Annotated in this window: 25 protein-coding genes; 12 read left to right on the top strand and 13 right to left on the bottom strand. The window is 63.9% G+C overall.

Annotation, left to right across the window (positions count from 1 at the left end):
- Nucleotides 1–124 precede the first annotated feature (124 nt).
- Nucleotides 125–1,288, top strand: a complete 1,164-nt coding sequence (locus tag ACHIRB_RS10915) for an N-acetylmuramoyl-L-alanine amidase (protein ID WP_395115422.1) — start codon at nucleotides 125–127, stop codon at nucleotides 1,286–1,288.
- Here ACHIRB_RS10915 and ACHIRB_RS10910 read toward each other — a convergent pair.
- Entirely contained in the window at nucleotides 1,285–2,169 is an 885-nt protein-coding gene (locus ACHIRB_RS10910) for an alpha/beta fold hydrolase (protein WP_395126007.1), read from the bottom strand. The genes ACHIRB_RS10915 and ACHIRB_RS10910 overlap by 4 nt on opposite strands.
- A 54-nt stretch (nucleotides 2,170–2,223) precedes the next feature.
- Between ACHIRB_RS10910 and ACHIRB_RS10905 the strand changes: the two genes are divergently transcribed.
- Entirely contained in the window at nucleotides 2,224–3,255 is a 1,032-nt protein-coding gene (locus tag ACHIRB_RS10905; protein ID WP_395126006.1) for a CobW family GTP-binding protein, read from the top strand.
- Here ACHIRB_RS10905 and ACHIRB_RS10900 read toward each other — a convergent pair.
- Nucleotides 3,252–3,872: a TetR/AcrR family transcriptional regulator gene (locus tag ACHIRB_RS10900; RefSeq protein ID WP_199702955.1), complete on the bottom strand. Its 621-nt coding sequence runs from the start codon at nucleotides 3,870–3,872 to the stop codon at nucleotides 3,252–3,254. The genes ACHIRB_RS10905 and ACHIRB_RS10900 overlap by 4 nt on opposite strands.
- Before the next feature lie 154 nt (nucleotides 3,873–4,026).
- Between ACHIRB_RS10900 and ACHIRB_RS10895 the strand changes: the two genes are divergently transcribed.
- Complete coding sequence (locus tag ACHIRB_RS10895) at nucleotides 4,027–4,914, top strand: AurF N-oxygenase family protein (RefSeq protein WP_199702954.1); 888 nt, start codon at nucleotides 4,027–4,029, stop codon at nucleotides 4,912–4,914.
- On the top strand, nucleotides 4,911–6,680 hold the full coding sequence (locus ACHIRB_RS10890) for a DUF4873 domain-containing protein (protein ID WP_395126005.1): 1,770 nt from the start codon (nucleotides 4,911–4,913) through the stop codon (nucleotides 6,678–6,680). Before ACHIRB_RS10895 ends, ACHIRB_RS10890 begins: the two co-directional genes overlap by 4 nt.
- Before the next feature lie 13 nt (nucleotides 6,681–6,693).
- Here ACHIRB_RS10890 and ACHIRB_RS10885 read toward each other — a convergent pair whose 3' ends face one another.
- Genes ACHIRB_RS10885 through ACHIRB_RS10875 form a run of 3 tightly spaced genes read right to left on the bottom strand, consistent with a single transcriptional unit; the run spans nucleotide 6,694 to nucleotide 9,268 of the window.
- Nucleotides 6,694–7,107, bottom strand: a complete 414-nt coding sequence (locus tag ACHIRB_RS10885) for a molybdenum cofactor biosynthesis protein MoaE (protein ID WP_395126004.1) — start codon at nucleotides 7,105–7,107, stop codon at nucleotides 6,694–6,696.
- Nucleotides 7,104–8,087, bottom strand: coding sequence for a bifunctional molybdenum cofactor biosynthesis protein MoaC/MoaB (moaCB, locus tag ACHIRB_RS10880; protein WP_395115415.1), 984 nt, complete (start codon nucleotides 8,085–8,087; stop codon nucleotides 7,104–7,106). Before moaCB ends, ACHIRB_RS10885 begins: the two co-directional genes overlap by 4 nt.
- The gene (locus ACHIRB_RS10875; protein WP_395115414.1) at nucleotides 8,084–9,268 is read right to left on the bottom strand and encodes a molybdopterin molybdotransferase MoeA; all 1,185 of its coding nucleotides are present in this window, start codon (nucleotides 9,266–9,268) and stop codon (nucleotides 8,084–8,086) included. The genes moaCB and ACHIRB_RS10875 overlap by 4 nt, the downstream gene beginning before the upstream one ends.
- 94 nt (nucleotides 9,269–9,362) lie before the next feature.
- Here ACHIRB_RS10875 and moaA point away from each other — a divergent pair, with 94 nt between their 5' ends.
- The 3 genes from moaA to ACHIRB_RS10860 all read left to right on the top strand — a co-directional run bounded on the left by moaA (nucleotide 9,363) and on the right by ACHIRB_RS10860 (nucleotide 13,542).
- Nucleotides 9,363–10,424: a GTP 3',8-cyclase MoaA gene (moaA, locus tag ACHIRB_RS10870; RefSeq protein WP_395115413.1), complete on the top strand. Its 1,062-nt coding sequence runs from the start codon at nucleotides 9,363–9,365 to the stop codon at nucleotides 10,422–10,424.
- Nucleotides 10,417–10,650, top strand: a complete 234-nt coding sequence (locus ACHIRB_RS10865) for a MoaD/ThiS family protein (protein ID WP_395115412.1) — start codon at nucleotides 10,417–10,419, stop codon at nucleotides 10,648–10,650. Before moaA ends, ACHIRB_RS10865 begins: the two co-directional genes overlap by 8 nt.
- 72 nt (nucleotides 10,651–10,722) lie before the next feature.
- Entirely contained in the window at nucleotides 10,723–13,542 is a 2,820-nt protein-coding gene (locus ACHIRB_RS10860) for an NAD(P)-binding domain-containing protein (protein ID WP_395126003.1), read from the top strand.
- A gap of 11 nt (nucleotides 13,543–13,553) precedes the next feature.
- On the opposite strand, the gene nadE is transcribed toward ACHIRB_RS10860, so the two are convergent.
- Complete coding sequence (gene nadE, locus ACHIRB_RS10855) at nucleotides 13,554–14,378, bottom strand: ammonia-dependent NAD(+) synthetase (protein ID WP_395115410.1); 825 nt, start codon at nucleotides 14,376–14,378, stop codon at nucleotides 13,554–13,556.
- A gap of 34 nt (nucleotides 14,379–14,412) precedes the next feature.
- Between nadE and ACHIRB_RS10850 the strand changes: the two genes are divergently transcribed.
- On the top strand, nucleotides 14,413–15,186 hold the full coding sequence (locus tag ACHIRB_RS10850; RefSeq protein WP_395126002.1) for a fructosamine kinase family protein: 774 nt from the start codon (nucleotides 14,413–14,415) through the stop codon (nucleotides 15,184–15,186).
- On the opposite strand, the gene ACHIRB_RS10845 is transcribed toward ACHIRB_RS10850, so the two are convergent.
- The 6 genes from ACHIRB_RS10845 to ACHIRB_RS10820 all read right to left on the bottom strand — a co-directional run bounded on the left by ACHIRB_RS10845 (nucleotide 15,172) and on the right by ACHIRB_RS10820 (nucleotide 21,516).
- The gene (locus ACHIRB_RS10845) at nucleotides 15,172–16,152 is read right to left on the bottom strand and encodes a Gfo/Idh/MocA family protein (RefSeq protein ID WP_395126001.1); all 981 of its coding nucleotides are present in this window, start codon (nucleotides 16,150–16,152) and stop codon (nucleotides 15,172–15,174) included. The genes ACHIRB_RS10850 and ACHIRB_RS10845 overlap by 15 nt on opposite strands.
- Entirely contained in the window at nucleotides 16,149–17,069 is a 921-nt protein-coding gene (locus ACHIRB_RS10840) for a sugar phosphate isomerase/epimerase family protein (protein WP_395126000.1), read from the bottom strand. The genes ACHIRB_RS10845 and ACHIRB_RS10840 overlap by 4 nt, the downstream gene beginning before the upstream one ends.
- Entirely contained in the window at nucleotides 17,066–18,970 is a 1,905-nt protein-coding gene (gene iolD / locus ACHIRB_RS10835; protein WP_395125999.1) for a 3D-(3,5/4)-trihydroxycyclohexane-1,2-dione acylhydrolase (decyclizing), read from the bottom strand. Before iolD ends, ACHIRB_RS10840 begins: the two co-directional genes overlap by 4 nt.
- Nucleotides 18,967–19,845 (bottom strand): 5-deoxy-glucuronate isomerase, encoded by an 879-nt coding sequence (iolB, locus tag ACHIRB_RS10830; protein WP_395125998.1) that lies wholly within the window; start codon nucleotides 19,843–19,845, stop codon nucleotides 18,967–18,969. Before iolB ends, iolD begins: the two co-directional genes overlap by 4 nt.
- Entirely contained in the window at nucleotides 19,842–20,822 is a 981-nt protein-coding gene (iolC, locus tag ACHIRB_RS10825; RefSeq protein WP_395125997.1) for a 5-dehydro-2-deoxygluconokinase, read from the bottom strand. The genes iolB and iolC overlap by 4 nt, the downstream gene beginning before the upstream one ends.
- Nucleotides 20,823–20,910: 88 nt before the next feature.
- The gene (locus ACHIRB_RS10820) at nucleotides 20,911–21,516 is read right to left on the bottom strand and encodes a TetR/AcrR family transcriptional regulator (protein ID WP_395125996.1); all 606 of its coding nucleotides are present in this window, start codon (nucleotides 21,514–21,516) and stop codon (nucleotides 20,911–20,913) included.
- Nucleotides 21,517–21,616: 100 nt separating this feature from the next.
- Here ACHIRB_RS10820 and ACHIRB_RS10815 point away from each other — a divergent pair, with 100 nt between their 5' ends.
- The 3 genes from ACHIRB_RS10815 to ACHIRB_RS10805 all read left to right on the top strand — a co-directional run bounded on the left by ACHIRB_RS10815 (nucleotide 21,617) and on the right by ACHIRB_RS10805 (nucleotide 24,627).
- Nucleotides 21,617–22,165, top strand: coding sequence for an NAD(P)H-dependent oxidoreductase (locus ACHIRB_RS10815; RefSeq protein WP_395125995.1), 549 nt, complete (start codon nucleotides 21,617–21,619; stop codon nucleotides 22,163–22,165).
- A 134-nt stretch (nucleotides 22,166–22,299) separates the two neighbouring features.
- Nucleotides 22,300–23,487 (top strand): hypothetical protein, encoded by a 1,188-nt coding sequence (locus ACHIRB_RS10810; RefSeq protein ID WP_395125994.1) that lies wholly within the window; start codon nucleotides 22,300–22,302, stop codon nucleotides 23,485–23,487.
- A 45-nt stretch (nucleotides 23,488–23,532) separates the two neighbouring features.
- Nucleotides 23,533–24,627 carry a hypothetical protein gene (locus tag ACHIRB_RS10805; protein WP_395125993.1) on the top strand — a complete coding sequence of 365 codons (1,095 nt, stop codon included), beginning with the start codon at nucleotides 23,533–23,535 and terminating at the stop codon, nucleotides 24,625–24,627.
- On the opposite strand, the gene ACHIRB_RS10800 is transcribed toward ACHIRB_RS10805, so the two are convergent.
- Nucleotides 24,593–25,036 carry a carboxymuconolactone decarboxylase family protein gene (locus tag ACHIRB_RS10800; RefSeq protein WP_395125992.1) on the bottom strand — a complete coding sequence of 148 codons (444 nt, stop codon included), beginning with the start codon at nucleotides 25,034–25,036 and terminating at the stop codon, nucleotides 24,593–24,595. The two genes, ACHIRB_RS10805 and ACHIRB_RS10800, sit on opposite strands and share 35 nt — an antisense overlap.
- Nucleotides 25,037–25,151: 115 nt before the next feature.
- On the opposite strand from ACHIRB_RS10800, the gene ykgO reads away from it, so the two are divergent.
- Nucleotides 25,152–25,274, top strand: a complete 123-nt coding sequence (gene ykgO / locus ACHIRB_RS10795; RefSeq protein ID WP_199702939.1) for a type B 50S ribosomal protein L36 — start codon at nucleotides 25,152–25,154, stop codon at nucleotides 25,272–25,274.
- Nucleotides 25,275–25,429 lie beyond the last annotated feature (155 nt).

The following is a 25,429-nucleotide window of genomic DNA, read 5'->3' as shown; positions in this document are numbered from 1 at the left end:
ACAGTTCCGTAACGGCCTGCTCGCAGCCTTGTCACTTGAGGCCAATGTTGCGACAGTGGCTAACGGGACTGATGTCAACTAGTGGGGAAGGAGGCGGCGCGGCGATCTTGTCGTGTCGATCCGAATGAAGAAAAGCCTTATGAAAGCCGGGCTTTGCCTCGCTGTCGCATCGACGTTGGCGTTGCCCGCTACTGCGCATGCCGCACCGACGAAGCCCTCTTCGCCGACAACACCGACCGAAACGACGGAGCCAGCTGCTCCTGCCGACATGAGCACGAAGCTCGCCGGACGCACGGTCTTCCTCGATCCGGGCCATCAGGGCACAGGACATTCCGAAAACCTGTCGCGCCAGGTCGACGACGGACGCGGCGGCACGAAGGATTGCCAGACCACCGGGATGACCAGTATGAACGGCATCCCCGAGCACACCATTGCGTGGAACGTCTCCCAGCTGATCAAGACATCGCTGGAAAGCCTCGGTGCGAGCGTTGTGCTCAGCCGCAACGACGACACCGGGTGGGGTGGGTGCGTCGACGAACGTGCCGCGGCGGCAAGCAAATCGGGCGCGGACGTCGCGGTCAGCGTGCACGCCGACGGCGCGCCCGCCGAGGATCACGGCTTCCACCTCATCATCCCGCAGCTACCGATACCGGATGCTGCCGCGGACAAGGCGCAGTCCGAGGGTGGCCTCGCTGCGTCGAAGGACGTGCGTGACGCCTACGTGAAGGCAGGCTTCAGCCCGGCCAACTACGCCAACGTGGTCGACGGACTGCAAACGCGAAGTGACGTTGCGGGTCCCGCGCTGACGACGGTTCCACTCGTTTTCGTCGAGATGGGCAACGGCGCGAACACCGAGGACGCGGCGCTGCTGGAGAACGGCGACGGCCAACTGAAGCACGCGATCGCCATCACCACCGGCATCGTGACCTACCTACTCGGTGACAATTCCGACCTCACGACCCCGGCCCGTGGTACACCGCCGAGTTCGAAGACCGAATCCACGACACCGGACGAGTTCTCGGACGAGTCGTCGGACACCGAGACCACCACGACTCCGAAAGCCAAGACGACTCCGAAAGCCAGTACGCCGAAGGCGGACAAGTCGGGGACCGGAAGCTCCGGTGACTCTGTGCCTGCAACGATCATGGAGATCGTGCGCCCGCTGCTCAATGCACTCGGTGTAGGTAGCGCCGAGTCGATGGTCGACGACGAGATGTTCGGCCTGGTCTCGAATTTGGCGAGTCAGCTACTCGGGCTCGGGCTCGGTGCCTTTCAGGGAACTCGCTAGTCCGCCTGTTTCGGAAGCTCGCCCCGTCGCAGAAACGCCGACAGTGCGGCACCGACTGCGTCGGGATTCTCCACCTGAGGATAGTGACCGGTCGGTGGCGCGGCGTCGAGCACCACGAACTCCGCGTCGGGTAGCCGCTCGCGTAGCCGTGGCAGCACGTGGCCTCCGCTGACGGGATCGGCCGGGCCCCAGACGAACAGTGTCGGGCCGGCGTAGGACTCCAACGCCTGCTGCCAACGCTTCGCATGGACTTTGCGTTCGTCGATGTACTGCAACAACGCGTGCTGGACTCGTTTGCCGCGGTTGCTCGAGGTCGACACCCACATCTCGTGCAGGACATCGTCGGCCACAGGCCTGCCGAAAACCTTCCGCAGCGATGCCGAGTAGGTACGTTCGCTGGCGGCGCGGGACAGCAACGCGCCGATCGGACCGTGGATCAACTTCTGAATCCTGATGGGACGGTGCAGGTCCGGGTACAGACCTCCGTTGAGCCAGGTCATGGACGTGATCCGAGCGGAGCGCCGCGCAAGCAGTTCCTGCGCAACGCTCACACCGTAGTCGTGTGCGACCAAGTCGGTTTCGCTGATGTTCAGTGCCGCCCACACCCCCTCGACGAGCGTCGCCTGCTCGGTCAGCAGGTAGTCGTGTGGATGTGGCTTGTCGCTCGCGCCGAACCCGAGAAAGTCGAGAGTGGTTACTCTGCAACCAGCTTCGACGAGGGCGGGTAGGACCAGCGACCAGTCGTGCGAGGAGGTCGGGAAGCCGTGCAGCAACGTCACGGGCCGACCGTCCGATGGCCCGTCCTGACGCACGAAGAGCGTGTGCTCTCCGACCTGCATCCTGTTGCCTGCGGCGATCCACTCTGTCAGCGTCGGTTCCACGACTGCAGGCTACGCCGCGCCGAACGTCGCAACCCCGGCGCTAGGGTGGTCGTCGTGAAGAACCCGATTCCCGTCGTGATCGTCGCGGGCTACCTCGGGTCGGGTAAGACGACGCTGCTCAATCATCTGCTGCACAACAGCGGTGGTGCTCGCATCGGTGTCGTCGTGAACGACTTCGGCAGTATCAACATCGACTCGATGCTTGTCGCCGGCCAGGTCGACTCGATGGTGTCCCTCGGCAACGGCTGCCTCTGCTGCGCAGTCGACGTCAGCGAGATGGACGACCTGTTCGCCCGGCTTGCGCACCCCCGATCCGAGATCGACGTCATCGTCGTCGAGGCAAGTGGACTCGCTGAGCCGAAGAGTCTGATCAGGTTGGTTCTCGGCAGTGCCAATCCGCATATCGCCTACGGGGGACTGATCGAAGTTGTGGACGCGGCCGAGTTCGCCGAGACACGCGAGCGGCATCCCGAAATCGATCAGCACCTGCGGCTCGCCGACCTCGTCCTCGTCAACAAGGCGGACAGGGTTGCTGCAGAACAGCTTTCGGCGACGGTCGCGACGATTCGCGGCATCGTCGAGCAGGTTCCCGTGCTCGCAACCGCCGAGGCGCGGATCGATCCGCGGCTGCTGTTCGACCCGAAGACGGTGCCTGCGACGGGACAGCTGTCCCTCGACCAGCTACTGATCGAGGACCATCACCACGAGCCAGGCGAACCGCGAACCCACCGGCACCTGCACGACGATTACAACAGCGTGAGCTTCGTAACGCCGACGCCGCTGCATCCGGTCAGGCTGCTCGAGTTCCTGGAGGACCTACCGGTCGGAGTGTTCCGGGTGAAGGGTTTCGCCAGGTTTGCCGTCGCCGGCGAGAAGCGAAAGTTCGTCGTGCACAACGTGGGCCGTCATCTGCGTATCCGTGCGACGCGCTGGGTCGCGAGTGACCTACGGGAGACGCAGTTGGTGGTCATAGGCACGAAGCTCGATGTGGAGGCGATCCGCGGACGACTCGACGCCGCGGTGCACACCGGCACGGTGCTGGAGCAGCAGGCGATGCTCGGCATTCACCGATACCTGGAGCGTTAGCGGTCGTCGCGGTGTTGATCCGGCGGGGGCAGAAACGCGATCGACAGCAGTGACTTCACGAACGATCGCAGTGCTTGTTCGTCGGCGGTGTCGACGATCCCGTCCGTGGTGATGAGCGAGGCGATGATGCGGAAGGCCCACTCGGAGATCGCGCGCGGGCTCATCTTCGCCAGTTGCTCCGGTGTGAACAACCGCTCGAAATGTGGTGTGAGAGCGCCGGTTGCAACCTCGACGATCGGCTTCGATCTGGTTGTGAACCAGGGGAGGACGATCTCCGGACTGTCGCGCAGCCCCTTCTGCAGTAGTTCGTGATCGCGCGCGTAGATGACCGTGTAGACGATCGCGTCGACGAATCCGACTTCGAGCAGCTTCTCGCGGCCGCGGAGGATCGGGTCGAGAACAGCTAGGTACTTGGTCAGTTCGCGCTGGAACAGTGCGTCGACGATTGCGGCCTGGTCGCCGAAGTACTTGTACAGAGTCGGACGCGAGAACCCTGCGCGCTGCGCGATGACGGCGTGCAGGCGTGTGTTGTAACCGTTTTCGACAAGGCACAGTTCGGCGGCATCGAGGATTCGCTCCCTGATGCTCGCGGGATCTACCGAGTTGGCCGAGGTCACTGGCGTGATTGTAAATGCACCCGCTTCTGGTGTGGCCAATGTTAACGATTGTCACAGGTATTCCTTGACCGACAGACTCGGCAGGTTTACGTTTTAGGGACCAACGAAAACAATCTGCGCGAGCTGGTTCAACGACGAACACGAGGGTGCGACGATGACGCGAGCTGTCGACAAAGAGACCGTAGCGAGCAGGCTCCTCAAAGGGTCGATCAAGCATTCCTACGCGCCGGCCGTCGATATCGATTGGGACGCACCACTTCACGAGGGAAAGTATTTTCTTCCGCCCACCGTGCTTTCGCTGTATCGGACGCCGATGTGGGAGACGATGAGCGAAGCGCAGCGTATCGAGCTGTCCCGCCAGGAGGCCGCGAACATTCTCAGCGTCGGCATCTGGTTCGAGAACATTCTCAACCAGGCACTGTTGAGGTCGCTGCTGCACAACGACCCGAGTTCGCTGCACTCGCGGTACATGCTGACCGAGATGGGCGACGAATGTCGACACATGACCATGTTCGGGCGAGCCATCGAACAGATGGGTGCAAAGCCGTACCAGTTGCACTGGTATCAGAGTGTCGTCGTGAATATCCTGCCCAAGTTCTTCCGCGGCACGATGTTGTGGGTCGCTGCGCTGATCGGTGAGGAAATCTTCGATGCGACGCAGCGGCGCGTCCTCGACGACCCCGAACTGCAGCCGATGATCAAGCGGCTCATGCAAATTCACGTCACCGAGGAATCCAGGCACATCCGGTTTGCTCGCGAAGGTGTCCGGCGTCGTGCCGCAGAGACCCATCCGATCGAGCGGCTGTGGGTCGGTTCGATCAACGGCGTCGGTGGACCGCTCTTCCAACGCCTGTTCACCAATCCCGTGATGTACAAGCGTGCTGGACTCGATCCGGTTGAGGCGCGGCGTCAAGCGCGGTCCAATCCGCACTTCCAGGACGTCCAGAAACGTGGATTCGAAAGCCTCGCAGCATTTCTCGCCGAGAACGGCTTGATGTTGGCGCCTGCGCGCGCATTGTGGCGACGCGGCCGGTTCCTGTGAGTGAACGCTTTCACGACGTCCTGATCGTCGGGACCGGGTTCGCCGGCCTCTGTATGGCTATCAAGCTGAAGGAGTCGGGTCGGCACAACTTCGTCGTGCTGGAGAAGGCCGACCGCGTCGGCGGAACGTGGCGAGAGAACACCTACCCGGGCTGTGGTTGCGACGTCATGTCCCTGATGTATTCGTTCTCGTTCGCGCCGAATCGCAAGTGGACGCGGATGTACGCTCGGCAGCCCGAGATTCTCGACTACATCGAGCGCGTCGTCGCGGAATACGATCTGGCGCAACATATTCGATTCGGTTCCGAGGTGATCGCCTACGATTTCGACGAGGCAGCGGACCTGTGGCACGTCAGGACGCGCGGCGGAACCTCCTACACAGCGCGGATCGTCGTCGCCGGGCCTGGCCCGCTCCACAAGCCGAGCATCCCGACCTTCCCCGGCCGAGAAACGTTCACAGGTCCTACGTTTCACTCCGCCGAGTGGGACCATTCCGTCGATCTGACAGGCAAAAGGGTCGCCGTCATCGGCACCGGCGCAAGCGCTGTCCAGTTCGTACCCGAGATCGCCAAGCACGCCGCGCATGTCGACGTCTTTCAGCGCACGCCGCACTGGATCCTTCCGAAGCTGGACCGCGCAATCTCGCGACGGGAGAAGCAGGCCTTCGACCGGGTGCCAGGTGTTCAACGTGCATACCGCGGCGCCATCTACTGGGCACACGAATCCCTGATTCTCGGATTCATGCATCCGAAGCTGATGAGAGGACTCGAATCGGCTGCCCGTGGCCTGCTACACAAACAGGTCTGCGATCCCGAGCTTCGTGCGGCCCTCACTCCCGACTACACGATCGGTTGCAAGCGAATCCTGGTGTCCAGCAACTACTATCCAACGCTGCAGCGCTCCGATGTCGACCTGGTGACCGCCGGAATCGCGGGATTCACCGAGACCGGTATCCGGACCGTGGACGGCGAAGTCCACGATGCCGATGTCGTCGTCTACGGAACCGGCTTCGAGATCAGCGAAAGGTTCACCCACGAGCACATCGTCGGCCGCGGTGGCCTGAGCATCACGACGGCCTGGCGTGACGGGATGGAGGCCTATCTGGGTGTGGCGGTCGCGGGATTCCCGAACTTCTTCCTCATGATGGGACCCAACTCCGGTGGCGGGAATCAGTCGATCGTCTTCGTGATCGAGGCCCAAGCGCGTTACATCGTCGAGTGTCTGGCGATGATGGCGGCTCAGGACGCCACTCGCATCGAGGTTCGCGCGGGCATGCAACGCGATTTCAATCGACAGGTACATGCCAAACTCGAAGGCTCGGTGTGGAATTCGGGTGGCTGCGAGAGCTGGTATCTCGACGAGACAGGGCGCAATCGCGCCGCATGGCCGGGGTCGAGTGTGTCGTACTGGCGCCGAATGCGCTCGCCCGAGCGGCGGGCCTACGAGTTGAGCAGCGTCGACGAACGCGAACCCGACACCGAATTCAGTGGTGCCGCAATACTTTCCGCAGGGGAGCGGACGCGACCGGTCGACGTTCACCTCAACGGTCACCTGGAACCCCTCGACGGCAAGTATCACTGGTACGGACGAGTGGTTGGCGACATCGACGAGTTCAAGAAACCGAACGGATCACCGCTGCTGCTGACCATCGGCGACGGACCCGCAACGCCCGCCGCGTTGGCGGACAAGGATCCGTGGGGCAACTACCGGATCACCGGAGTCGGTCGGGCACCGTGGGAATCGACGGCCGTCGTCGGTTCCGGCTGAGCGAGGGCGCTCGTCAGATGCCGACCCACTCGCTGACGCCGTCGGCGAAGTGCTGCCGCTTCCAGATCGGTACTTCGTGCTTGATGCGTTCGACCAGCTCGGCACACGCGGCGAAGGCTTCGGCGCGGTGTGGCGCAGCGACGGCAGCAACGAGAGCCAGGTCGCCGATCGACAACGACCCGACCCGATGGATGGCGGCCACGGGCAGGCCACTCGAGGCAGCGACGTCGTCGCAGCAGGTCTTCAGAAACTTCTCCGCATCGGGGTGCGCCTGATATTCGAGCAGCGACACCGCTTGCCCACCATCGTGATTGCGCACCACCCCGGTGAAGACGACAACCGCGCCATGTTCGGGTCCGGCGACCGCATCGTCCACGACCGCAGCGTCCAACGGTTCCGACGAAATTCGGGCGAGCTGTGCCGTCATTGGTTTGCGCCATCCTCGTGGGGGCCGCCACCGGCGACCTGATCGACAAGGTGCCCGAGAATCGGTTCGAGCACAGCTAGCCCGTCCCGAACGCCGCCGGGGGAGCCAGGCAGGTTGACCACTACCGTCGTGCCGACCAAACCGGCAACGCCACGACTCAGCGATGCATGTGGGAACTTCGCCGCTCCGCGCGCGCGAATCGCCTCGGCGACGCCGGGCAGCTCGCGGTCGAGGATCGCGAGTGTGGCTTCCGGTGTCGCATCGGTCGGAGATGCGCCGGTCCCACCTGTGCTGATGACGACAGCAGGTGCTCCTGTCAGCGCGTCGGCGAGCCCTGTCTTGATGTCCGCGTCCGCGTAGACGAGTGGTCCGCGGGCCGTAAACCCCTGTCCGGTAAGCCATTCGATGATCTGGGGTCCGGTTGTGTCGGCTCTGGTGCCATTCGCGCCGCCGGTCGAGGCGACGAGGACGACCGCGGACCTCGGACCGAGTTCTGCCGGAGCTTGCGTCGGCGTTCGTTCCCAGTGTCCGCGTTTGCCGCCGTCCTTGGTCAACAGCCGAACGCCGTCGATGCTCGCCGCCGGATCGACCGCTTTCACCATGTCGTGCAACGTCAATCCGGCTATCGCGACGGCCGTCAAAGCTTCCATCTCGACGCCGGTCGGCCCCTTGGTCTTCGCCGTTGCCTCGATCGTGATCGAGGTTTCGGTGAAGCCGAACGACACCTCCACCGACGACAGCGCGAGTTGGTGACACAGTGGGATCAGCTCGGAGGTCTTCTTGGCACCGGCGATACCCGCGATCCTGGCCGTCGCGAGCACGTCGGCCTTCGGCATGTCGTCGGCCCGTACGAGCGCGACAACGGCTGCGGTCGTTCGTAGTTCACCGGCAGCCACAGCGATGCGCGCAGTGTCGAATTTCGCGCTGACGTCGACCATCCGCGCGCGTCCCTCGCGGTCGACATGCGACAGTTCGCTCACAGCTCTTGTACCTGCACGTGTGCACCAGCTTCCAATGCCGTCACTTCCGCGGGAATGTCGATGAGAACGTCGGCCAGCGCCATTCCGGCGACCAGATGCGAACCCGGTCCCGAGACGAGTTCGACCGTGTCACCGACCCTGCGCCCGCGGAGGAATTGCTGCCGGTCCGGTACCGAGGTAAGCGAATCGACAAGGCGCACTTCGTAGCCGGCGAGGTCGGGGAGGCCGGCCGCGCGCCGCAACAGCGGTCGAGCAAACACCTCGAACGAGACGAGGGTGCTCACCGGATTGCCGGGAAAGCTCAACACGGGCACGCCGTCGACGACCGTCGAGCCCTGCGGACCGCCCGGTTGCATTGCGACATGGCCGAATTCGCCACCCAGCGGCGCCAGCGCATCTTTGACAACTTCGAAGTCGCCCATCGACACCCCACCCGAGGTGAAGACCACGTCGGCGTCTTCGATTGCAGCAGTGAGAAGTTCGCGGAACTCGGCGACGTCGTCGCTGCTCCTCGACACCGAGGTGACGTCGACACCGTTGGCCCGCAGGCTCGTCGCAAGCGCGATGCCGTTCGAGTCGTAGATCTGTCCGGGTTGCAATGCTGTTCCTGCAGCAACCAATTCGGCGCCGGTGGTGATAACCGCTGCACGTGGCCGCCGCCGCACCTCGACAGTCCGGACGCCGACCGCTGCAAGCACGGCGATGTGCCTCGGTGCCAGCAGCACGCCCGCGCGAAGCAGGCGTTCGCCCGTTCGGACATCTGTGCCGGGCTCGCGGACGAACTCGCCGACCGAACGAGACCGCTCGACGGTGACCCGATCACCGCTGCCGGTCGTGTCTTCGACGGGGACCACACAATCTGCGCCAGGCGGAACCGGTGCGCCGGTCATAACCTTGACTGCGGTCCCCGATGCGAAGGCGGCGGGTCCGGCGTCGCCTGCAGCAACCGTCTGAAGTACCGGCAGTTCGACGGGTACCGCGGCGATCGAGGCTGAGTCGACGGCGTACCCGTCCATCTGCGAGTTCCGGAACTGCGGCAGGTCCATCGGCGCGGTCACATCGACGGCGAGCAGCCTGCCGAGCGCGGCGTCCAGATCGACGGTTTCGGCTGGGAGGGAGTCGAGCGCACTCAACAGCTGCGCGACGTGGCGACGATATTCGGCCACAGTTCGACGGGTCATGGGATCAGGTTATAGGTGCTCCTCTACAGGCGATCCCGCCACGGGGAGAGGCTCGAGAACTCCTGCTCGCAGCGACAGCGGCATACTGGTGAACATGACGATGGTTTCAGTGGGCATCCCCACCGTGCGCTCCGGCGCGCGGCCATCGCTCGACGGCCGACCGGACGTGCCGCAGCTGCTCGACAAGTTCGGCCGAGTCGCCAAAGACCTCAGGGTTTCGATCACCGAAAAGTGTTCGCTGCGGTGCACGTATTGCATGCCGGAAGAGGGTCTGCCCGCGATCCCGGCCGACGAGTTGCTCAGCGCGACCGAGATCGTCCGGCTGGTCACCATCGCAGTTCGGCAGCTCGGCGTCGAAGAGGTGCGGTTCACCGGCGGCGAGCCGTTGATGCGTCGGGACCTGGAAGAGATCATCGCGGGCTGCGCGGAGGCCGTGCCGGGCACACCGCTGTCGATGACGACGAACGCGGTGGGGTTGCAGCACCGGGCCGCCGCACTCGCTAAGGCGGGGTTGGGCCGCATCAACGTCTCACTCGACTCGGTCGATCGCGCGCAGTTCGCACAGCTCACCCGGCGAGACCGCCTGCAGTCGGTGCTTGCGGGCATCACCGCGGCGAGAGCCGCTGGGCTGACGCCGATCAAGGTCAACGCCGTGCTGATGCCGCAAACGATCGACGGTGCCGTCGACCTACTGCAGTGGTGTCGCGATGCCGGGGTCGAACTGCGGTTCATCGAAGAGATGCCACTCGACGCCGACCACGAATGGGCGCGCGACAACATGATCACCGCGGAACGCCTGCTCGGTGTCCTCGGCGAACATTTCGAACTTGTCGAGGTCGGGCGTGACGACCCGTCGTCGCCAGCCGAGGCATGGACGGTCGACGGGGGTCCAGGCACGGTCGGCATCATTGCCTCGGTCACCCGGTCGTTCTGCTCGGACTGCGATCGGACGAGGCTCACCGCAGACGGCAGGGTGCGGTCCTGCCTGTTCAGCGATCAGGAGATCGACCTGCGTGACTCGCTTCGGGGCGGCGCATCCGACGACGACATCGCGATGGCGTGGCGGGGCGCAATGTGGAACAAATGGGCTGGACACGGCATCAACGTCGACGGGTTCACCCCACCCGAGCGAAGCATGGGCGCGATCGGTGGTTGAGGTCCGGTACTTCGCCGCCATCGCCGACGCGACCGGCTGCGCCAAGGAAACTCTCGACGCCGAAACCGTCGGCGAACTCCGACGAATCCTGATTGCCAAGTACGGCGCCGACATGGATCGGAAGCTCGCCGTCTCCGCATATCTGGTCGGTGACGAGTTGACCCGCGACGACACCACCGTTCTCGGCGATCGCGTAGATGTTCTTCCGCCTTTTGCCGGAGGCTGAGTCAATCCCACCGAGGACTCCGTTGCAGCGGCGTAAGGTCCGAGATCCGCGTACCGGATCGATGGGAAACCTATGTCAACGCAGACATTTCGGTTCAGAGAATTCGAAGAAGCTGTCTTTCACCTCGAGCAGGCGTCGAGTCCGTGGAACTTGCTCATCGAGGTCGGCGCTACCGACACGCTCGACCTGAGTCGCCTCGATCGCGCGATCCGGACGGCCGCCGCTCGACACCCTCTCGCGCGGGCGCGATTGCAGGATTGGAGCCGACTCGACCGGTCCTACAGGTGGCTGGTGCCGGACAGCTTCGACCTCGACCCGCTCAACGCCGTCGACTGTCCCGACCCCGAGCGGCTTGCCGAGATTCGTGCCAACCTGGCAAGTGCACCCATACCGCTGAGTCTTGCGCCGGGTTTCCGCGTGGTGCTTGCCCACGGTCGCGTCGGCGACACAGTGCTGTTCGCCTTCAGCAACGTCGCTTTCGACAGCGTCGGCGCCTACCGCTTCGTCCAGTCCGTCGCCAGCGCATACCGCTCGGCAACCGATCCTTCGGACGTCGTTCCGATCGAGGTGGCGCGAGCACTCGACAAACGATTGTCCGCCACCGATTGGCGGGAGTGGACCGGTCGTGCGTTGCAGAGCGCGTCGCGGTTGGTCGACGGACTCCGCGGACCGTCTCGCGTTGCGACACAGGGTGAATCGCCGCATCCGGGTTCAGGCGTCGTCATTCGACAACTCGGCTCCGATCAGACAGATCTACTGCTGCACGGCAGACCGGACCGCGCCACGCTCAACGACGTACTTCTCGCAGGACTCCAGCTGACGATCGACCGCTGGAACTCCGAACGGGGGTCCGCCGTCGGGCGCATCTCGTTGCTCGTTCCGGTCAACACCCGCCCGAGCGATTGGTTCTGGGACGGCGTCGGCAACTACACATCCATGGCGTCGGTGTCGACGGATTCCTCGGACCGCGTCGACCTTGCCACGGCTACTGCCGCCATCGCAGCACAGACCGAGCCGGTGCATCGCGCGCAGCAGTCGGCAGGGCTGTTCGACCTGATGGGAATCGGCAAGCGCATCCCGGTCGGCGTCAAGCAGGCACTTCCCGCACTGTTGCCCTTGACAGGGAATCGTCTTGTCGATTCGGCGGTGCTCTCCAACCTCGGCCGCGTCCCGTCGGCCCCCTATTTCGACGGCTCCGGTCCGACGTCGGTGTACTTCTCGCCGCCTGCCGCGTTGCCGATCGGTGTGAGCGTCGGTGCCGTGACCGTCGCTGGGTCGGTCCATCTGTCGTTGCGGTATCTGCTCGAGCAGTTCGACGCCGAGGCCGCCGAAGCGTTCACCGACCTGCTCCTCGAACAACTCGGTGTGACCGCTGCTGTGTCGCATCAGGTTTCGTCGTCGCAGTCGCGACCGGAATTGACGTCGAATGCGCCCGTGCACGCCGAGCACCGCGTAGCCGTCATCGGCGCGGGCTTTGCCGGACTCTGTGCGGCGATCAAACTCAAAGAAGCCGGAATCAACAAGTTCGTCCTGTTCGAGAAGGCGGACGACATCGGCGGGACGTGGCGCGACAACATCTATCCTGGCTGCGCGTGCGACGTTCCGTCACACCTGTACTCGTTCTCGTTCGAGCCCAATCCGAACTGGTCGAGGATGTTCGCTCCTCAGGCGGAAATCTGGGCGTATCAACGCCATTGCGTCGAAAAGTACGAACTGACACCACATCTGCGACTCGGCAGCGAAGTGGTCCGCCTGGAATGGGACGACGATCGCCTGTATTGGCGCATCACAACACGTGACGGCCAGGTCACGACGGCGAAGGTGGTGATCTCTGCGGTCGGGGCGTTGAGTATCCCCGCCTACCCGCGGTTGAACGGTATCGAAAAGTTCGAAGGCACCGCATTCCACTCCGCTCGTTGGGATCACGATTTCGACTTCGGCGGCAAGACGGTCGCCGTGGTCGGAACCGGTTCTTCGGCAATCCAATTCGTGCCGAAGATAGCGCCGCTTGTGGAGAAACTGACGCTGTTCCAGCGCACGCCGCCGTGGGTGATGTCGAAGCCCGACCGCGAGATGACCGACATCGAGCAGAAGATCCTTGCGAATATTCCACTGGCGCAGAGAGTTGCGCGGAGCGGTATCTACGTGTGGATGGAAAGCCGCGTGCTCGGCCTCGCGGTGGACCCGAGGGCGATGAAAGTCGCCGAGATCTATGCGCGACGACACATCGACAATTCGATCGACGATCCGGAGCTTCGCGCGAAAGTAACTCCCGATTACACGCTCGGCTGCAAGCGAATTCTGATGTCGGACGAGTACTACCCGACCCTCAACCGAGGCAACGTCGAGGTCGTCACCGAATCGATCGCCGAAATCGGTCCGCACGGCATCACCACCGACGACCGTGTCGTGCGGCAGGTGGACGCCATCGTCTACGGAACGGGTTTTCACGTGTCCGACCCGATCGGCCCGATGCAGGTCGTCGGCAAGGGTGGCGTCGAGATTCGTGACTCGTGGAAGGAGGGGAGCGGCATGGAGGCGTATCTCGGTGTGTCCGTTGCAGGTTTCCCCAACTTCTTCATGCTGCTCGGACCGAACACCGGGCTCGGCCACACGTCGATCATCTTCATGATCGAGTCGCAGGTGAACTACGCGCTGCAGGCGGTGCAGATGCTCGGCGACGACGGACTCGATTCGCTCGACATCAAGGCCGAGGTGCAGCGCGAATTCAACGACGGGCTGCAGCAGAAGTTGGACGGAGCGGTGTGGTCGGCGGGCGGTTGCGAGAGCTGGTATCTGGACGAGTTCGGCAAGAATCGGACGCTATGGCCGAGCTTCACCTTCGAATACTGGTACCGGACAAGGAATTTCGAGCCGGAGCTGTACACCTAGGCCGTAGCCGCCTAGCGCCACCACACGTCCGCCGGCGTGACCGGAACCGTCCTTTTGTGGCGCGTGGCAAGGAATGTCGACTCCAGTTTCGTCGCGACCTCGGCCGCAACGTCCTTGCCTTCGAGATAGTCGTCGATCTGCGCGTAGGTCACCCCGAGAGCTACCTCGTCGGGCAGCGCGGGGCGGTCGTCTTCGAGGTCGGCCGTCGGCACCTTCGCCCACGTGCTCGGCGGCGCACCGAGTTCGGCGAGCAGCGCCGCACCTTGACGTTTGGTGAGCCCGGTGAGTGGTGTGAGGTCGACTCCGCCATCGCCGAACTTGGTGAAGAAACCGGTAACCGCTTCTGCCGCATGATCGGTGCCGACAACCAGATGCCCGAGTTCGCCTGCGATCGCGTACTGCACGATCATTCGTTCCCGCGCTTTCACGTTGCCGCGGACGAAGTCTCGCAACCTATCCACACCGAGGCCCGCCGCCGCGGCAGCACCTGCCGCGTCGGCGCCCGGCTTGATGTCGACGACGACGCTTCGGTCGGGCGAGATGAACCGCAGCGAGACCTGTGCATCGTCCTCGTCGGCCTGTACTCCGTACGGCAGCCGGACGGCGACGAAGGTTGCCTCGTGCCCTTCGCTACGCAGTTCTTCAGCGGCCAGTTGGCAGAGTTTCCCGGTGAGTGTGCTGTCCTGCCCACCGCTGATGCCGAGCACGTAGCCGGTGGCGGGCGTGGAGCGCAGGTAATCCTTCAAGAACTGAACCCGCTGCCTGATCTCGGCTTTCGCGTCGATGCTGGGCGCGACGCCCAACTCGGCAATGATCTGCTCGCGTAGATTCGCCATGTAGGCACTGTAGCTACGAACAGGGGAGGGTCAGGTGGCGAGGTCGAGCGCGTTGTTCACCAAACGAAACCCCGACGCGCACCCCGACTTCTATGCGGCGGAGGCCGCGGGGTTGCGCTGGCTCGGCGCGGCGGGCGCTCCGGTGGTCGATGTGATCGATGTCGCGCAAGACCACATCGACCTCGAACGGCTGATGTCCGGTCGGGCCGACCCCGCTGCCGCGAATGCCCTCGGCAGGGCTCTCGCAACGATGCACGACGCCGGTGTCGACGGTGGTTTCGGTTGTCCGCCGGACGGATTCGCCGGGCAGATCTTCATCGGTAGACGCCCGATGAGCAGTACACAACACAGCCGGTGGGGTGAGTTCTACGCCGCCGAACGGGTGGTCGGGTTCGTTCGAATCGCTGTCGACGAAGGCAGTGTGTCGACCGAGCAACTCGGCGACATCGAACGTGCCTGCGGCGCTGTTGCCGACGGCACATTCGACGACGATGCCGCGCCCGCACGGATCCACGGCGACCTGTGGAACGGCAATGTCGTATGGACGCCCCGCGGAGCAGTGCTGATCGATCCGGCAGCCCATGGTGGCCACCGCGAGACGGACCTTGCGATGCTCGCGTTGTTCGGCTGCCCATTCCTGCCCGACGTCATCGCAGGCTACTGCGACGTGCATCCGCTGCGGTCGGGGTGGCGGGAGCGGGTGCCGCTGCACCAGCTGCATCCGCTCGCGGTTCACGCCGCAGGGTACGGACCCGGCTACGGTCGCCAATTGCACAGTGCCGCAGGCGAGGTGCTACGGCTGCTCTAGCTCGACGCTCACTCGGTTGCCCGTCTGCAGCGACAGCAATCCTGCCGCGCAGACCGCAGCGGCGGCGTAGCCGTCCCAGGCTCCTGGACCATCGACGAACGAGCCGGTCGACGGACCCGCGTGTACGGCGTCGACCCAACTCTGCAGTTCGGCGTCGTATGCCGCGACGAAATGGTCGATGAAGCCGGGGCTTCTTCGACCGAAACCCAAAGTTGCACTGCCGCTTTCGCCCACGACCTCCATACGAACCTCGTACCCGATGCCACTGGTGACGAAGAGTTCCACATCGACGAGGCGGCCCGATGTGGTCTCCATGATCACCAGCTGAGGATCCTGCAGCCCACGTCGCGCCAGCGAGTTGGGTGTCGGCCTCAGCACCTGAACAGACCTGATCTCTTCGCCGAGGAGATACCGCGTGGCATCGATTTCGTGCACGAGGCAGTCCTTGATGACCATCGAGCTATCGAAATAGTCTGGTACAGAGGGATTTCGGTGCACACAGTGCGCAACGAGTGGGGTGCCGAGCCTGCCGCTCGCGATCGCGTCGCGGAGCGCGAGGTACTCGGCGTCGTAGCGGCGCATGAACCCGACCTGGACGAGCTCGACGCCCGATTCGGTTTGGCGACGGACGATGTCGAGCGCTGTCTCGGCTTCGGTTGTCAACGGCTTCTCGCACAGAACCGGTTTGCCTGCGGCAAGGCAAGCGAGGACCTGCTTCTCGTGCATCGTTGCCGGAGAGGCAAGGACGACCGCGTCCACGTCGTCCGCCGCGATCGCGTCGTAGGGATCGGTGACGACGCGGGAACCTGGCGCATACGCCGAGACAGCCGCGGCGCGATCGTGGAGTACGTCGCTGACGACCGTGCAGCGCGCGCCGCGGACGCGTTCGGCGATCCGCCGGACATGATCAGCGCCCATCACTCCGACGCCGACCACCGCAACACGTAGCTCGTCGCGCCCGGTCATCGCACATCCTCCGGTGTGAAGCGCAGCGCGGGTATCCCGCACCCCGACAGAAACTTCCGTGTTCGCTGCGCGATCGGCAAGGGCCGGTCCGGCTCGCACGGATACATATCCTGCTCGACGATCGCGAATACGTCGATGTCGAGGTGGGCGATCGCAGCGAGAATCGGTGGCAGGTCGGGAATGCCGGTGGGTGGTTCCGTCATCACGCCGCGCCGGACCGCATCGCCGAAGGGCACATCGTCAGTCGTCACCGCGGTCGAGATGGCTGGGTCCACCTGCTTGAGATGGAGGTAGCCGATGCGATCGGGGTACTTGCCGATGATCGCGAGATTGTCCCCACCGCAGTAGCTGATGTGGCCGGTGTCGAGGCAAAGATGTACAAAGTCGGGGTCGGTGGATTCGAGCAGTCGATAGACCTCGGCGGGCGCACCGACATGACTGTCCGCATGCGGATGATATTGCAAGGCAACGCCGTAGCTCTCGTACATGGCCTTGGCGAGGCGGTCGACGCCGGACGTTTTCGCGTGCCACTGCTCTGCCGACAGGTCGCGGCTCTCGATAGCTGCGCCGGTTGCCGAGTCGCGCCACATCTCGGGAATGACGACTACGTGCTTGCCGCCCACCTTTGCCGTGAGCTCCGCAACTCGGCTGACCTGACCCCAGACTGTATCCCAGGAGCCGGGTCGGTGCAGATGCTCGAAAACCGTTCCGGCCGAGAGGGTTAGGTCTCGCTGGGCAAGCTCTTCCCTCAGCTGCTGCGGATCGATCGGAAGATAACCGAAGGGCCCCAACTCGATCCACCGATAGCCGGCCTCGGCAACTTCGTCGAGGAAACGTTCGTAGGGCAGTTGCCGTGCATCGTCGGTAAACCAGACCCCCCACGAGTCCGGTGCCGAGCCGATGCGGATCACACTCATGGCGCGCGTTCCGAGTCCGACGGACGGAAGTAAGACCGCTGCGCTGCTCGAGCCGATTCGTACCGTGCGCGGGCCTCCCGTGTCGAGGCCAAAGCCGACACCTCGGCAACCGGTACGTCCCACCACGATTCGCTACTCGGTGACCTATCGGCAGGGTTGGTCTCGACGACGACGACGCTGACCGTCGTGCATTCCATTGCCTCGCGAAGGGCAGCCTCGAACTCGGCGCACGTCGATGCCTTGTGCACGTGCGCGCCGAGGCTGGCCGCGTTCGCGGCAAGGTCGACCGGCAACCGTTCGCCACGCAACCGACCGTCTGCGGAGCGATAGCGATACTCGGTGCCGAACCGCTGAGAACCGATGGATTCCGACAGACCGCCGATCGACGCGAAACCACGGTTGTCGACGACTACGACGATCAGCCGGACGCGTTCCTGAATCGCAGTCACCAACTCGCCGGCCATCATCAAGAACGACCCGTCCCCGACCAAGACGAACACGGTGCGATCCGGACTCGCGAGGGCGACGCCGAGCCCGCCCGCGATCTCGTATCCCATGCAGGAGTAGCCGTATTCGACGTGATAGCCCTTCGGGTCACGCGCCTGCCACAGCTTGTGCAGGTCGCCTGGCATGGAACCTGCGGCACACACGACGACATCGCGTGGTGCCGACACGGTGTTCACGATGCCGATGACCTGGGTCTGTGTGATCGCACCAGCCGAAGGGGCACAGGCGGTTACGACGGTTGCATGCCACGAGGAGGCGAGGACTCTCGTGCGTTCGCGGTGCGCGGCAGGCACCTCGTAGTCCGCCAATTCCACGATCAGTTCGTCGAGCGTCGTGCGTGCATCGGCCTGCACGCTCACCGCACTGTTCTTCGCTGCGTCGAGGTTCGCGATGTTGATGTTGACGAATCGCACGTCCGGATTCGTGAACGCAGAATTGGAGGCAGTGGTGAAATCGCTGTAGCGCGTACCGATTCCGATGATCACGTCGGCGTCGGCGGCAATCGCGTTTGCAGCGGTCGTACCTGTCGCACCGATCGCGCCGACCGACTGCGGGTGATCGTGGCGAAGCGCGCCGGTGCCTGCCTGTGTGTGTGCGACAGGAATGCCGGTCTGCTGTGCGAAGCGCGCCAGCGAATCGGTTGCCCGCGAATAGATCACGCCACCACCGGCGATGATCAGCGGCGCACGCGCTGCCCGGATCACCTGGATCGCACGGTGCGCGGCGTCGTGGTCCGGTCGTGGGCGACCGATGTGCCAGACCCGTTCAGCGAAAACGGCTTCCGGCCAATCATGTGCCTGCGCTTGGACGTCTTCCGGTAGCGCCACGGTGACCGCACCGGTATCGGCTGGATCGGTGAGCACTCGCATCGCGCCGAGCAGCGCTCCCGGAAGCTGTTCGGGACGCCACACTCGGTCGAAATACCGTGATACCGGCCGAAATGCATCGTTGACCGTCACGTCGCCGCTGTCCGGCAGCTCGAGTTCCTGCAGTACCGGGGTCGCCACCCGCGTTGCGAAGGTGTCGGAAGGAAGCAACAGCACCGGGATCCTGTTGATCGTGGCCAACGCGGCTCCGGTGACCATATTCGTCGCACCCGGACCCACACTCGTTGTGACCGGCAAGGTTTGGAGCCGGTCCTTTGCGCGGGCGTAGCCGACAGCGGTATGCACCATGCCTTGCTCGTTGCGGCCGAGGATGTAGGGGAGCGCGGTCGGATCGTTCGATTCGGATTCCAACAGTGCCTGACCGATGCCCGCCACGTTGCCGTGCCCGAAGATGCCGAGACACGCGGGAAACAGACGCTGGGTGGCGCCGTCGCGTTCGGTGTACTGACAGGTCAGGAATCGGACGAGTGCTTGACCGACCGTTGCCCGAATTGTCCTCTCCGTCATGGGTGATCCGGAACCCGACCGAAGGGCAGCCGGGGGTCGATCGCCGCGTCCGTCCATGCGGCCCGTATCCACGCCTGTTCGGGGTCGTCGGTGATTCGCCACGCGCGCACATCGCCTGGGCCGGCCATCACGTTGAGGTAGTACATGTCGTGACCGGGTGCCGCGATCGACGGACCGTGGAAGCCGTGTGGAACGAGCACCGCGTCGCCGGAGTGCACCTCCGTGAGCAGTTCGATCGGTCGCGCTGGAGTGCCGTGGATTCGCTGGTAGCCGAAGCCTCGTTCGCCAGTCGGTCCAGGTGCGATCTCGAAGTAGTAGATCTCTTCGAGTTCGGTTTCGGTTTCGGTGCTTTCGTCGTGTTTGTGACTCGGGTACGAGGACCAGTTGCCGCCCGGGGTGATGACCTCGCACGCGATGATCGAGTCGGCCTCGAATTCGTCCGCGGTGGCGAAGTTGTGGACCTGTCGGCTGCAGTTTCCAGTGCCGCGCAGGTCGACGGCAACCGCCTCTGCGGCAACATAGCGAAACGGATGTTGCGCCGCCGCGCGCGCACCGCAGAGTGCGAACCGGCCGCCGAACTCGCTGTCGATCGAGAACTCCGAATCCTTGCCGACATAGGCGAAGTCGGTAGGACCGTCGAAAACCGAAGCGCGACCCTGCAACTCGAACCGAGTGTCCCCACACGTCACGGCCGCCGAACCCGCAAGTGGCACGACGAGTATTTCGTCGGCTTCGGATTCGAGTGAGATACCTTCGTCCGCGGACAGGGAGACGATCCACAGACTCGTGTGGGCCCAGCCCGCCGATTCGGGCGTCACCGACAGCAGGACAGGTGGCTCGGAGGTCGGGTCCGCCACAATTACGAGTTCAGTCATCGTCCGACCATTCCTGCCGCCTCCGATTGTTCGGCGAGTGCGGCGACTTCGGCCGAAGTTGGCATCGCCGTCGAACATTCGAGACGGGACGCGACGATGGCGCCTGCTGCATTCGCATATCGCACAGTCTTCTCCAACGGCCACCCCGCAAGCAGTCCGTTGCACAAACTGCCTCCGAACGCGTCGCCCGCGCCCAAACCGTTGACGACGTCGACGATGTTCGGTGCGACCGTGACGGATTCGTGTGCCGTTTTGGCGAGCACTCCGGCGGGTCCCATCTTGACGATCGCAAGTTCGACGCCACAGGCGAGCAAGGCATCGGCTGCGCGGTCGGGATCTGTTTCCCCGACTGCGATTTCACACTCTTCGCGATTGCCGACGGCAACGGTGACGTGATTCAACGCGTCCCGGATCTGGGACCGCGCTGCTTCGGGCGACGTCCAGAACATCGGTCGGTAGTCCAGGTCGAGAACCGTCAGCGGGGCACGTGCCCGCGTCTCCCATGCTGCGAAATGCGCGGCACGGCTTGGTTCTTCGCATAGTCCGGTGACGGTCGACCAGAGCAGCGCGGCTGATCCGATGGCGTCGTAGTCGAGTTCGTCGGCGCGCACCTGCAGGTCGGGCGCACTCGGCTGCCGATAGAAGTAGATGGGGAATCGATCCGGCGCGAATATTTCGCAGAAGGTGATCGGAGTTGCCAGGTTGTCGTCCGTGCCGACGAAGCGAGCGTCGACACCCAGTTCGCCGAGAGTTCTTCTGACGAAAGTCCCGAACGGATCGTTGCCGACTCCGGAGACGAGTGCGGTCGACAAACCGAGTTTGGCGGCGGCAACTGCGACGTTCGCGGCGCTCCCGCCGAGAAACTTGCCGAATGCAGTGACATCTGCGAGCCCGACCCCAGCCTGCAGCGGATACAGGTCGACGCCGCATCGCCCGATGGCGAGTACGTCGAATGCGCTGGTGCCTGCCGTCGTCACGTGTGGAGCTCCCGAGGTAGACGTGCGTTCTCCTGATCTTCGCCTTTCCGACATTGTCACAGATTCGTCGTCAGCGACGTCGACACGACTATCCCGAACAGCGGGTGACGCGCCTGACCAGGTCCTCCCATGCCTCACCGATCTGTTCGATCGTCATCCCGCGAGCCTTCGTCTGATGCATGAACAATCCGGCATCGAGTGGTGCGAGCAGCGCATCGGCAAGCAGGTCGACGTTGCCGGGTATCTCCGCCTGTCGAAGCAGCATCGCCACGTGCGCGTGACACAGCAGGTACGCCGGATGGATATAGCGCAGCTCGGTCGACGAGTCGGCTGCGCGTAGCACTTCGCCGGCGACCTCGACGAGTTCGCGGCGTGCGCGCCCGAACGCGATCAGGCGGTCGATCGGATCGGCGCCAGGGCCGAGCGGGGGAGGGCCGAACATGAAGTCGTTCTGCAGTTGACTTTCGGTGTGGTCGAGCAGTGCCCGCATCATCCCGGCGCGGCTACCGAAGCGGCGAAAGACTGTGCCTTTGCCCACTCCGGCTTTGTTGGCGACAGCGTCCATCGTCACACAATCGGGTCCCTGTTCGGCGACGAGTGCTTCGGCTGCATCGAGCAGAAGTCGACGGTTACGGGCGGCATCGGCCCGTTCTCCGGGCTCGTTGCCGACAACATGCAGATTTTGACCGATCACGAAAAGAATTCTACTCGCCGGGAATGTAAGTGGACCGCGGTCCGTTTGTACTGCTATACCTGATGAAGAACCAACTCGATCGGTCTAAGGAAGTAGCTCAATGACTCAGTCTCGTGTTCTCGCACTCGTCGGAAGCCTTCGCGATGGTGCGGTCAGCCGTCAGCTGGCCGAAACGGCAGCCCACGTGGCGCCGGAGGGTGTCGCTGTCGACGTGTTCGACGGACTTGCCGATCTGCCCTTCTACAACCCTGACATCGACGATCCGAACCCGCCGATCCCAGCCGTTGCAGCACTTCGCGCGGCAACCGCTCAGGCCGACGCGCTCATCCTCGTGACGCCGGAATACAACGGCACGATTCCCGCCGTCCTGAAAAACGCCATCGACTGGATCTCGCGTCCGTACGGCATCGGCGCGATCAAGGACAAGCCGATCGCCGTCATCGGTCAGTCGCCAAGCGCAAACGGCGGCAAGTGGGCGCAGGAAGACACCCGTAAGGCCGTAGGCATTGCAGGCGGTCGGGTCGTCGACAATGCGACGCTCATCGTCGGAGGCACAGGCCAGAAGTTCGGCGACGAGCACCCGCGCAACAACGTCGAGGTCTCCGATTTGATCGCCGGAGTCGTCACCGAACTCGTCGCAGCCGCGTAGGGCGCTCCGCGCCTCGTGCGTCTTTTCGGCGGGCGCAACCTGGCGAAAAGACGCACGAGCGGCGTAGCTGCCTTTCTGGAACAGTGGATTGCAACCGGACAGCTTTCAGGTCCAACGCGAACCAGGAGGGCTGCATGGCTGACGACAACATCGTTGACGGCTGGCACGAGACCGAAGCGGATCGCCGCGTTCGGATCTCCGCTCAGGTCCGGCAGTGGTGTGAGCTCGGCCGCATCGACACCGTCGACCGACCGCTGTCCGACGACGCGGCTGTGCTCATCGCCGCAGGTCACCTGGACGAATCGACTCGAACAGTCCTGCTGAACCGGCGAGCCGAAGGACGAACCATCCCAACGGTCGGCGGTTTCGGTGCGTTGCGCCTGGTTTTCGACGAGTACCGGCGCGTCCAGGAAAAGGCGGCACAGCTGCGGCCTGGACCCGTGCAGATGATCTACAACTACCGACTCGGGGAATTGCTACGACGTCTGCAGGCAGCGCGCAGCACCGTAGTGACATCGCCCACGCACTATGCGACCGGAATCCGCGCGATACGCCGCGACCGACGGGCAGGCGTCCACTTGGATCTCGAGCAACGAGACGCATTGTTCGCCGCATTGCGGGCGACACCGGCTCCGGCCCGCGCGACCTCGATGATCCAGGTGCGCGGTGTCGCGGTCGAAGCAGCGGAAAGACTCGCTCAGCAAACACGCAACGCCCGTCTTGCCGACGCAGGCCGCAGGGCTGCGGATGCCCTTGCCGGAAGTCCGGGCGGCGACGGGCAGTCGTTCACCGATCGGCACGACGCTCTGCTGTTCCTTGCAGGCACCCTGTTCGACCGAATCGACAGCTCGCGGGTCTGGCATTCCGACCACTTTCTCGTCCAGCGGGCGCAGTTGGACCTCGCCGACGAACTGTTGCAGATCGCGGTCGACACCGTTGCGTTGCGAGGCATCGGAATCGAACTCGCGACCGCGGCGCGTGCGGCACGGTCGGACTCGGCCCGCGCCCAGATCGCAGCACGTGAGCGGGCTCTCGCTCCGGTATGGAATCAGCTCGTCGAGCGGGTGTCCGCGCTTGCTCGGATCGGCGATCTGCTCGGCAAGGCCGAGGAGCAACTGCAATCGATCGCCGCGGTCAATCACACGCTCAGCCTCGATTCGCGGATCGACGAGTTGCTCGCACGATCCGGCAATCGCGAACTCTCCGCGGCGAATACACATTTCGTCGGTGACCAGTTCGCCGACGTCGACGAGCTGATGATGACGTATCAGAGTGTGCTCGGCGCCGACATCGCCGCGCTGACAGCACGTGGCACTGCCTGATTCATTCCTATGGTCCGATTGCTCTCTGCGGAGGACAATCGGCCAATGTTGGACAAAAGGCTGAAAACTGATCGGCGGAATCGGGTCCTTCGGGATGCCTACGGCGGCCCCTCCGGCGAGGCGTTCATGGTCATCGCCATCCTCACTATTCTGTTGACCCGCGCCTATCTGCACCTCACCGACTATCCCCAAGTCGGCGGCGGCAATCTGCACATCGCGCACGCGCTCTACGGCGGTGCGCTGATGATGCTCGCGCTACTGATCGGCTGGACCTTCCTCGGTTTTGCGACGCGGGTGGTGTGTGTCGTCCTCGGCGGGATCGGGTTCGGGCTGTTTCTCGACGAGGTCGGCAAATTCGTCACCAAGGACAACGACTACTTCTACGGTCCGTCGGCGGAGATGATGTATGTCCTCGTCGTCGTGTTGCTCGTTCTCGGACGCATCGTTCGTGACGTTCGGCCGCCGACACCCGAGGAATGTCTGTCCAATGCGGCCGCCATCGCAGCATCGGGCATCGTGTCGGGCCTACCCGAGCATCGGCGGGAGTGGGCACGCCTGCTCGTCGACCGGGCGGAAGCCGACGGTGGCGACCCGGAGGTCGTTGCCGACATCCGGTCACTACTCGCGCACGCCGCCCCCGTGCCCGCACGACTCCGTGCGCTGCAGGAGCTGGTCCCGCGGCTGATTCCGGACTTCTTCAGAAGTCCCCGGTGGGTGCCGGTCGTCGGTTGGATTCTTGTTGCTCTGTCCTTCCTCGGGTTGGCGTTCGGTGCGCTCGGCGTCGCCCTCGGTGGCTACTTCTACTCCGACGACAAGGTGACGTTCGAGCTGGCCGGGATGAGCGTTGCGACGGCGATCCTGTTGGTCAGCGCAACCATCACGTTCGCTCTCGCCCTCCCGGCCATGCTCTACATGAACCGCACCGACCGCTTGTGGCCGATCCGGTTGCTCCGCGACGCGGCGTTGATCTTCACGATGCTCAATGCGCTCGTCGAGTTCGCGACGACAGGTTTCGCCGCCGTCGCCAACCTCGGTGTCGGACTGTTCGCGCTGCTCGTACTGAACTACAACATGAACCGCCGGATCGCCGCGCGCGCTGAGCTGCTCAAGACTCCAGTGGCGGTGGCGCCTGGTGGGTAGCGACGGCTAGACGATTCCAGACGTTGATGGTGGCGATCGCCACGATCATGTCCGAGAGTCCCTTGTCGCCGAACTCCTTGTTGGCGCGTGCCCACAGGTCGTCGTCGACACCGCCACCGATATTGGTGACGGCTTCGGTGAGCTCGAGCGTCAGGCGTTCGCGCTCGTCGAAGAACGTGGCTTCTTTCCATGCCGAGACCGCAAAGATCTTGCGGTCGGGCGTTCCCTTCTTCTGCATGTCGACCGAATGCATGTCGACGCAGAAGGCGCAGCCGTTGAGCTGCGATGCACGCAGCTTGATCAGCTCGATCAGATCGGACTCCACCTCTTTCTGTCCGTACATCTCGAGGGCGTTGATCTTGCGCACTGCTTCGGGGCTGGCGTCGAAGACTGTGAAACGAGTCGACATCCGTGTACTCCTCTTCGTGGTTCTTGCGGGTTACAACAGGTGGACGAGACAGCCGACAGAAACGTGACAAGACCTCTTATGAAAACGACAACCGTTTGCATGTAGGCTACGTGGCATGAAGGTACGTAAGTCTCTGAGGTCGCTGAAGAACAAGCCGGGCGCACAGGTGGTTCGTCGTCGCGGCAAGACATATGTCATCAACAAAAAGGAACCGCGCTTCAAGGCGCGACAGGGCTGATCGGCCCGACGCGCCCGACGGCATCGAACGATGCGTGGGTGTGTAGCCAATCGGGTCGGTGTGCGGTCGATCGGCCGCACACCGACCCGAATGTCGTCTGCCATGAGCATGGGACCACTGTGAGCTGATTTCTGCCAGGTGCATGGGACCACCTG

This window comes from Antrihabitans spumae (assembly GCF_043944905.1).
GTDB classification, from domain to species: Bacteria; Actinomycetota; Actinomycetes; order Mycobacteriales; family Mycobacteriaceae; genus Antrihabitans; species Antrihabitans spumae.
Note: the sequence above shows the minus strand (reverse complement) of the source record. Positions and strands in the feature narration are given on the sequence as shown.

Coding starts and splice junctions, on each gene's coding strand:
- iolD (WP_395125999.1), bottom strand. CDS start 18,970: ATGACGGAGAGGACAATTCGGGCAACGGTCGGTCAAGCACTCGTCCGA.
- nadE (WP_395115410.1), bottom strand. CDS start 14,378: ATGGCGAATCTACGCGAGCAGATCATTGCCGAGTTGGGCGTCGCGCCC.
- ACHIRB_RS10860 (WP_395126003.1), top strand. CDS start 10,723: ATGTCAACGCAGACATTTCGGTTCAGAGAATTCGAAGAAGCTGTCTTT.
- ACHIRB_RS10805 (WP_395125993.1), top strand. CDS start 23,533: ATGTTGGACAAAAGGCTGAAAACTGATCGGCGGAATCGGGTCCTTCGG.
- ACHIRB_RS10915 (WP_395115422.1), top strand. CDS start 125: ATGAAGAAAAGCCTTATGAAAGCCGGGCTTTGCCTCGCTGTCGCATCG.
- ACHIRB_RS10895 (WP_199702954.1), top strand. CDS start 4,027: ATGACGCGAGCTGTCGACAAAGAGACCGTAGCGAGCAGGCTCCTCAAA.
- moaA (WP_395115413.1), top strand. CDS start 9,363: ATGACGATGGTTTCAGTGGGCATCCCCACCGTGCGCTCCGGCGCGCGG.
- ykgO (WP_199702939.1), top strand. CDS start 25,152: ATGAAGGTACGTAAGTCTCTGAGGTCGCTGAAGAACAAGCCGGGCGCA.
- ACHIRB_RS10845 (WP_395126001.1), bottom strand. CDS start 16,152: ATGACCGGGCGCGACGAGCTACGTGTTGCGGTGGTCGGCGTCGGAGTG.
- ACHIRB_RS10885 (WP_395126004.1), bottom strand. CDS start 7,107: ATGACGGCACAGCTCGCCCGAATTTCGTCGGAACCGTTGGACGCTGCG.
- ACHIRB_RS10840 (WP_395126000.1), bottom strand. CDS start 17,069: ATGAGTGTGATCCGCATCGGCTCGGCACCGGACTCGTGGGGGGTCTGG.
- iolB (WP_395125998.1), bottom strand. CDS start 19,845: ATGACTGAACTCGTAATTGTGGCGGACCCGACCTCCGAGCCACCTGTC.
- ACHIRB_RS10800 (WP_395125992.1), bottom strand. CDS start 25,036: ATGTCGACTCGTTTCACAGTCTTCGACGCCAGCCCCGAAGCAGTGCGC.
- ACHIRB_RS10875 (WP_395115414.1), bottom strand. CDS start 9,268: ATGACCCGTCGAACTGTGGCCGAATATCGTCGCCACGTCGCGCAGCTG.
- ACHIRB_RS10815 (WP_395125995.1), top strand. CDS start 21,617: ATGACTCAGTCTCGTGTTCTCGCACTCGTCGGAAGCCTTCGCGATGGT.
- ACHIRB_RS10810 (WP_395125994.1), top strand. CDS start 22,300: ATGGCTGACGACAACATCGTTGACGGCTGGCACGAGACCGAAGCGGAT.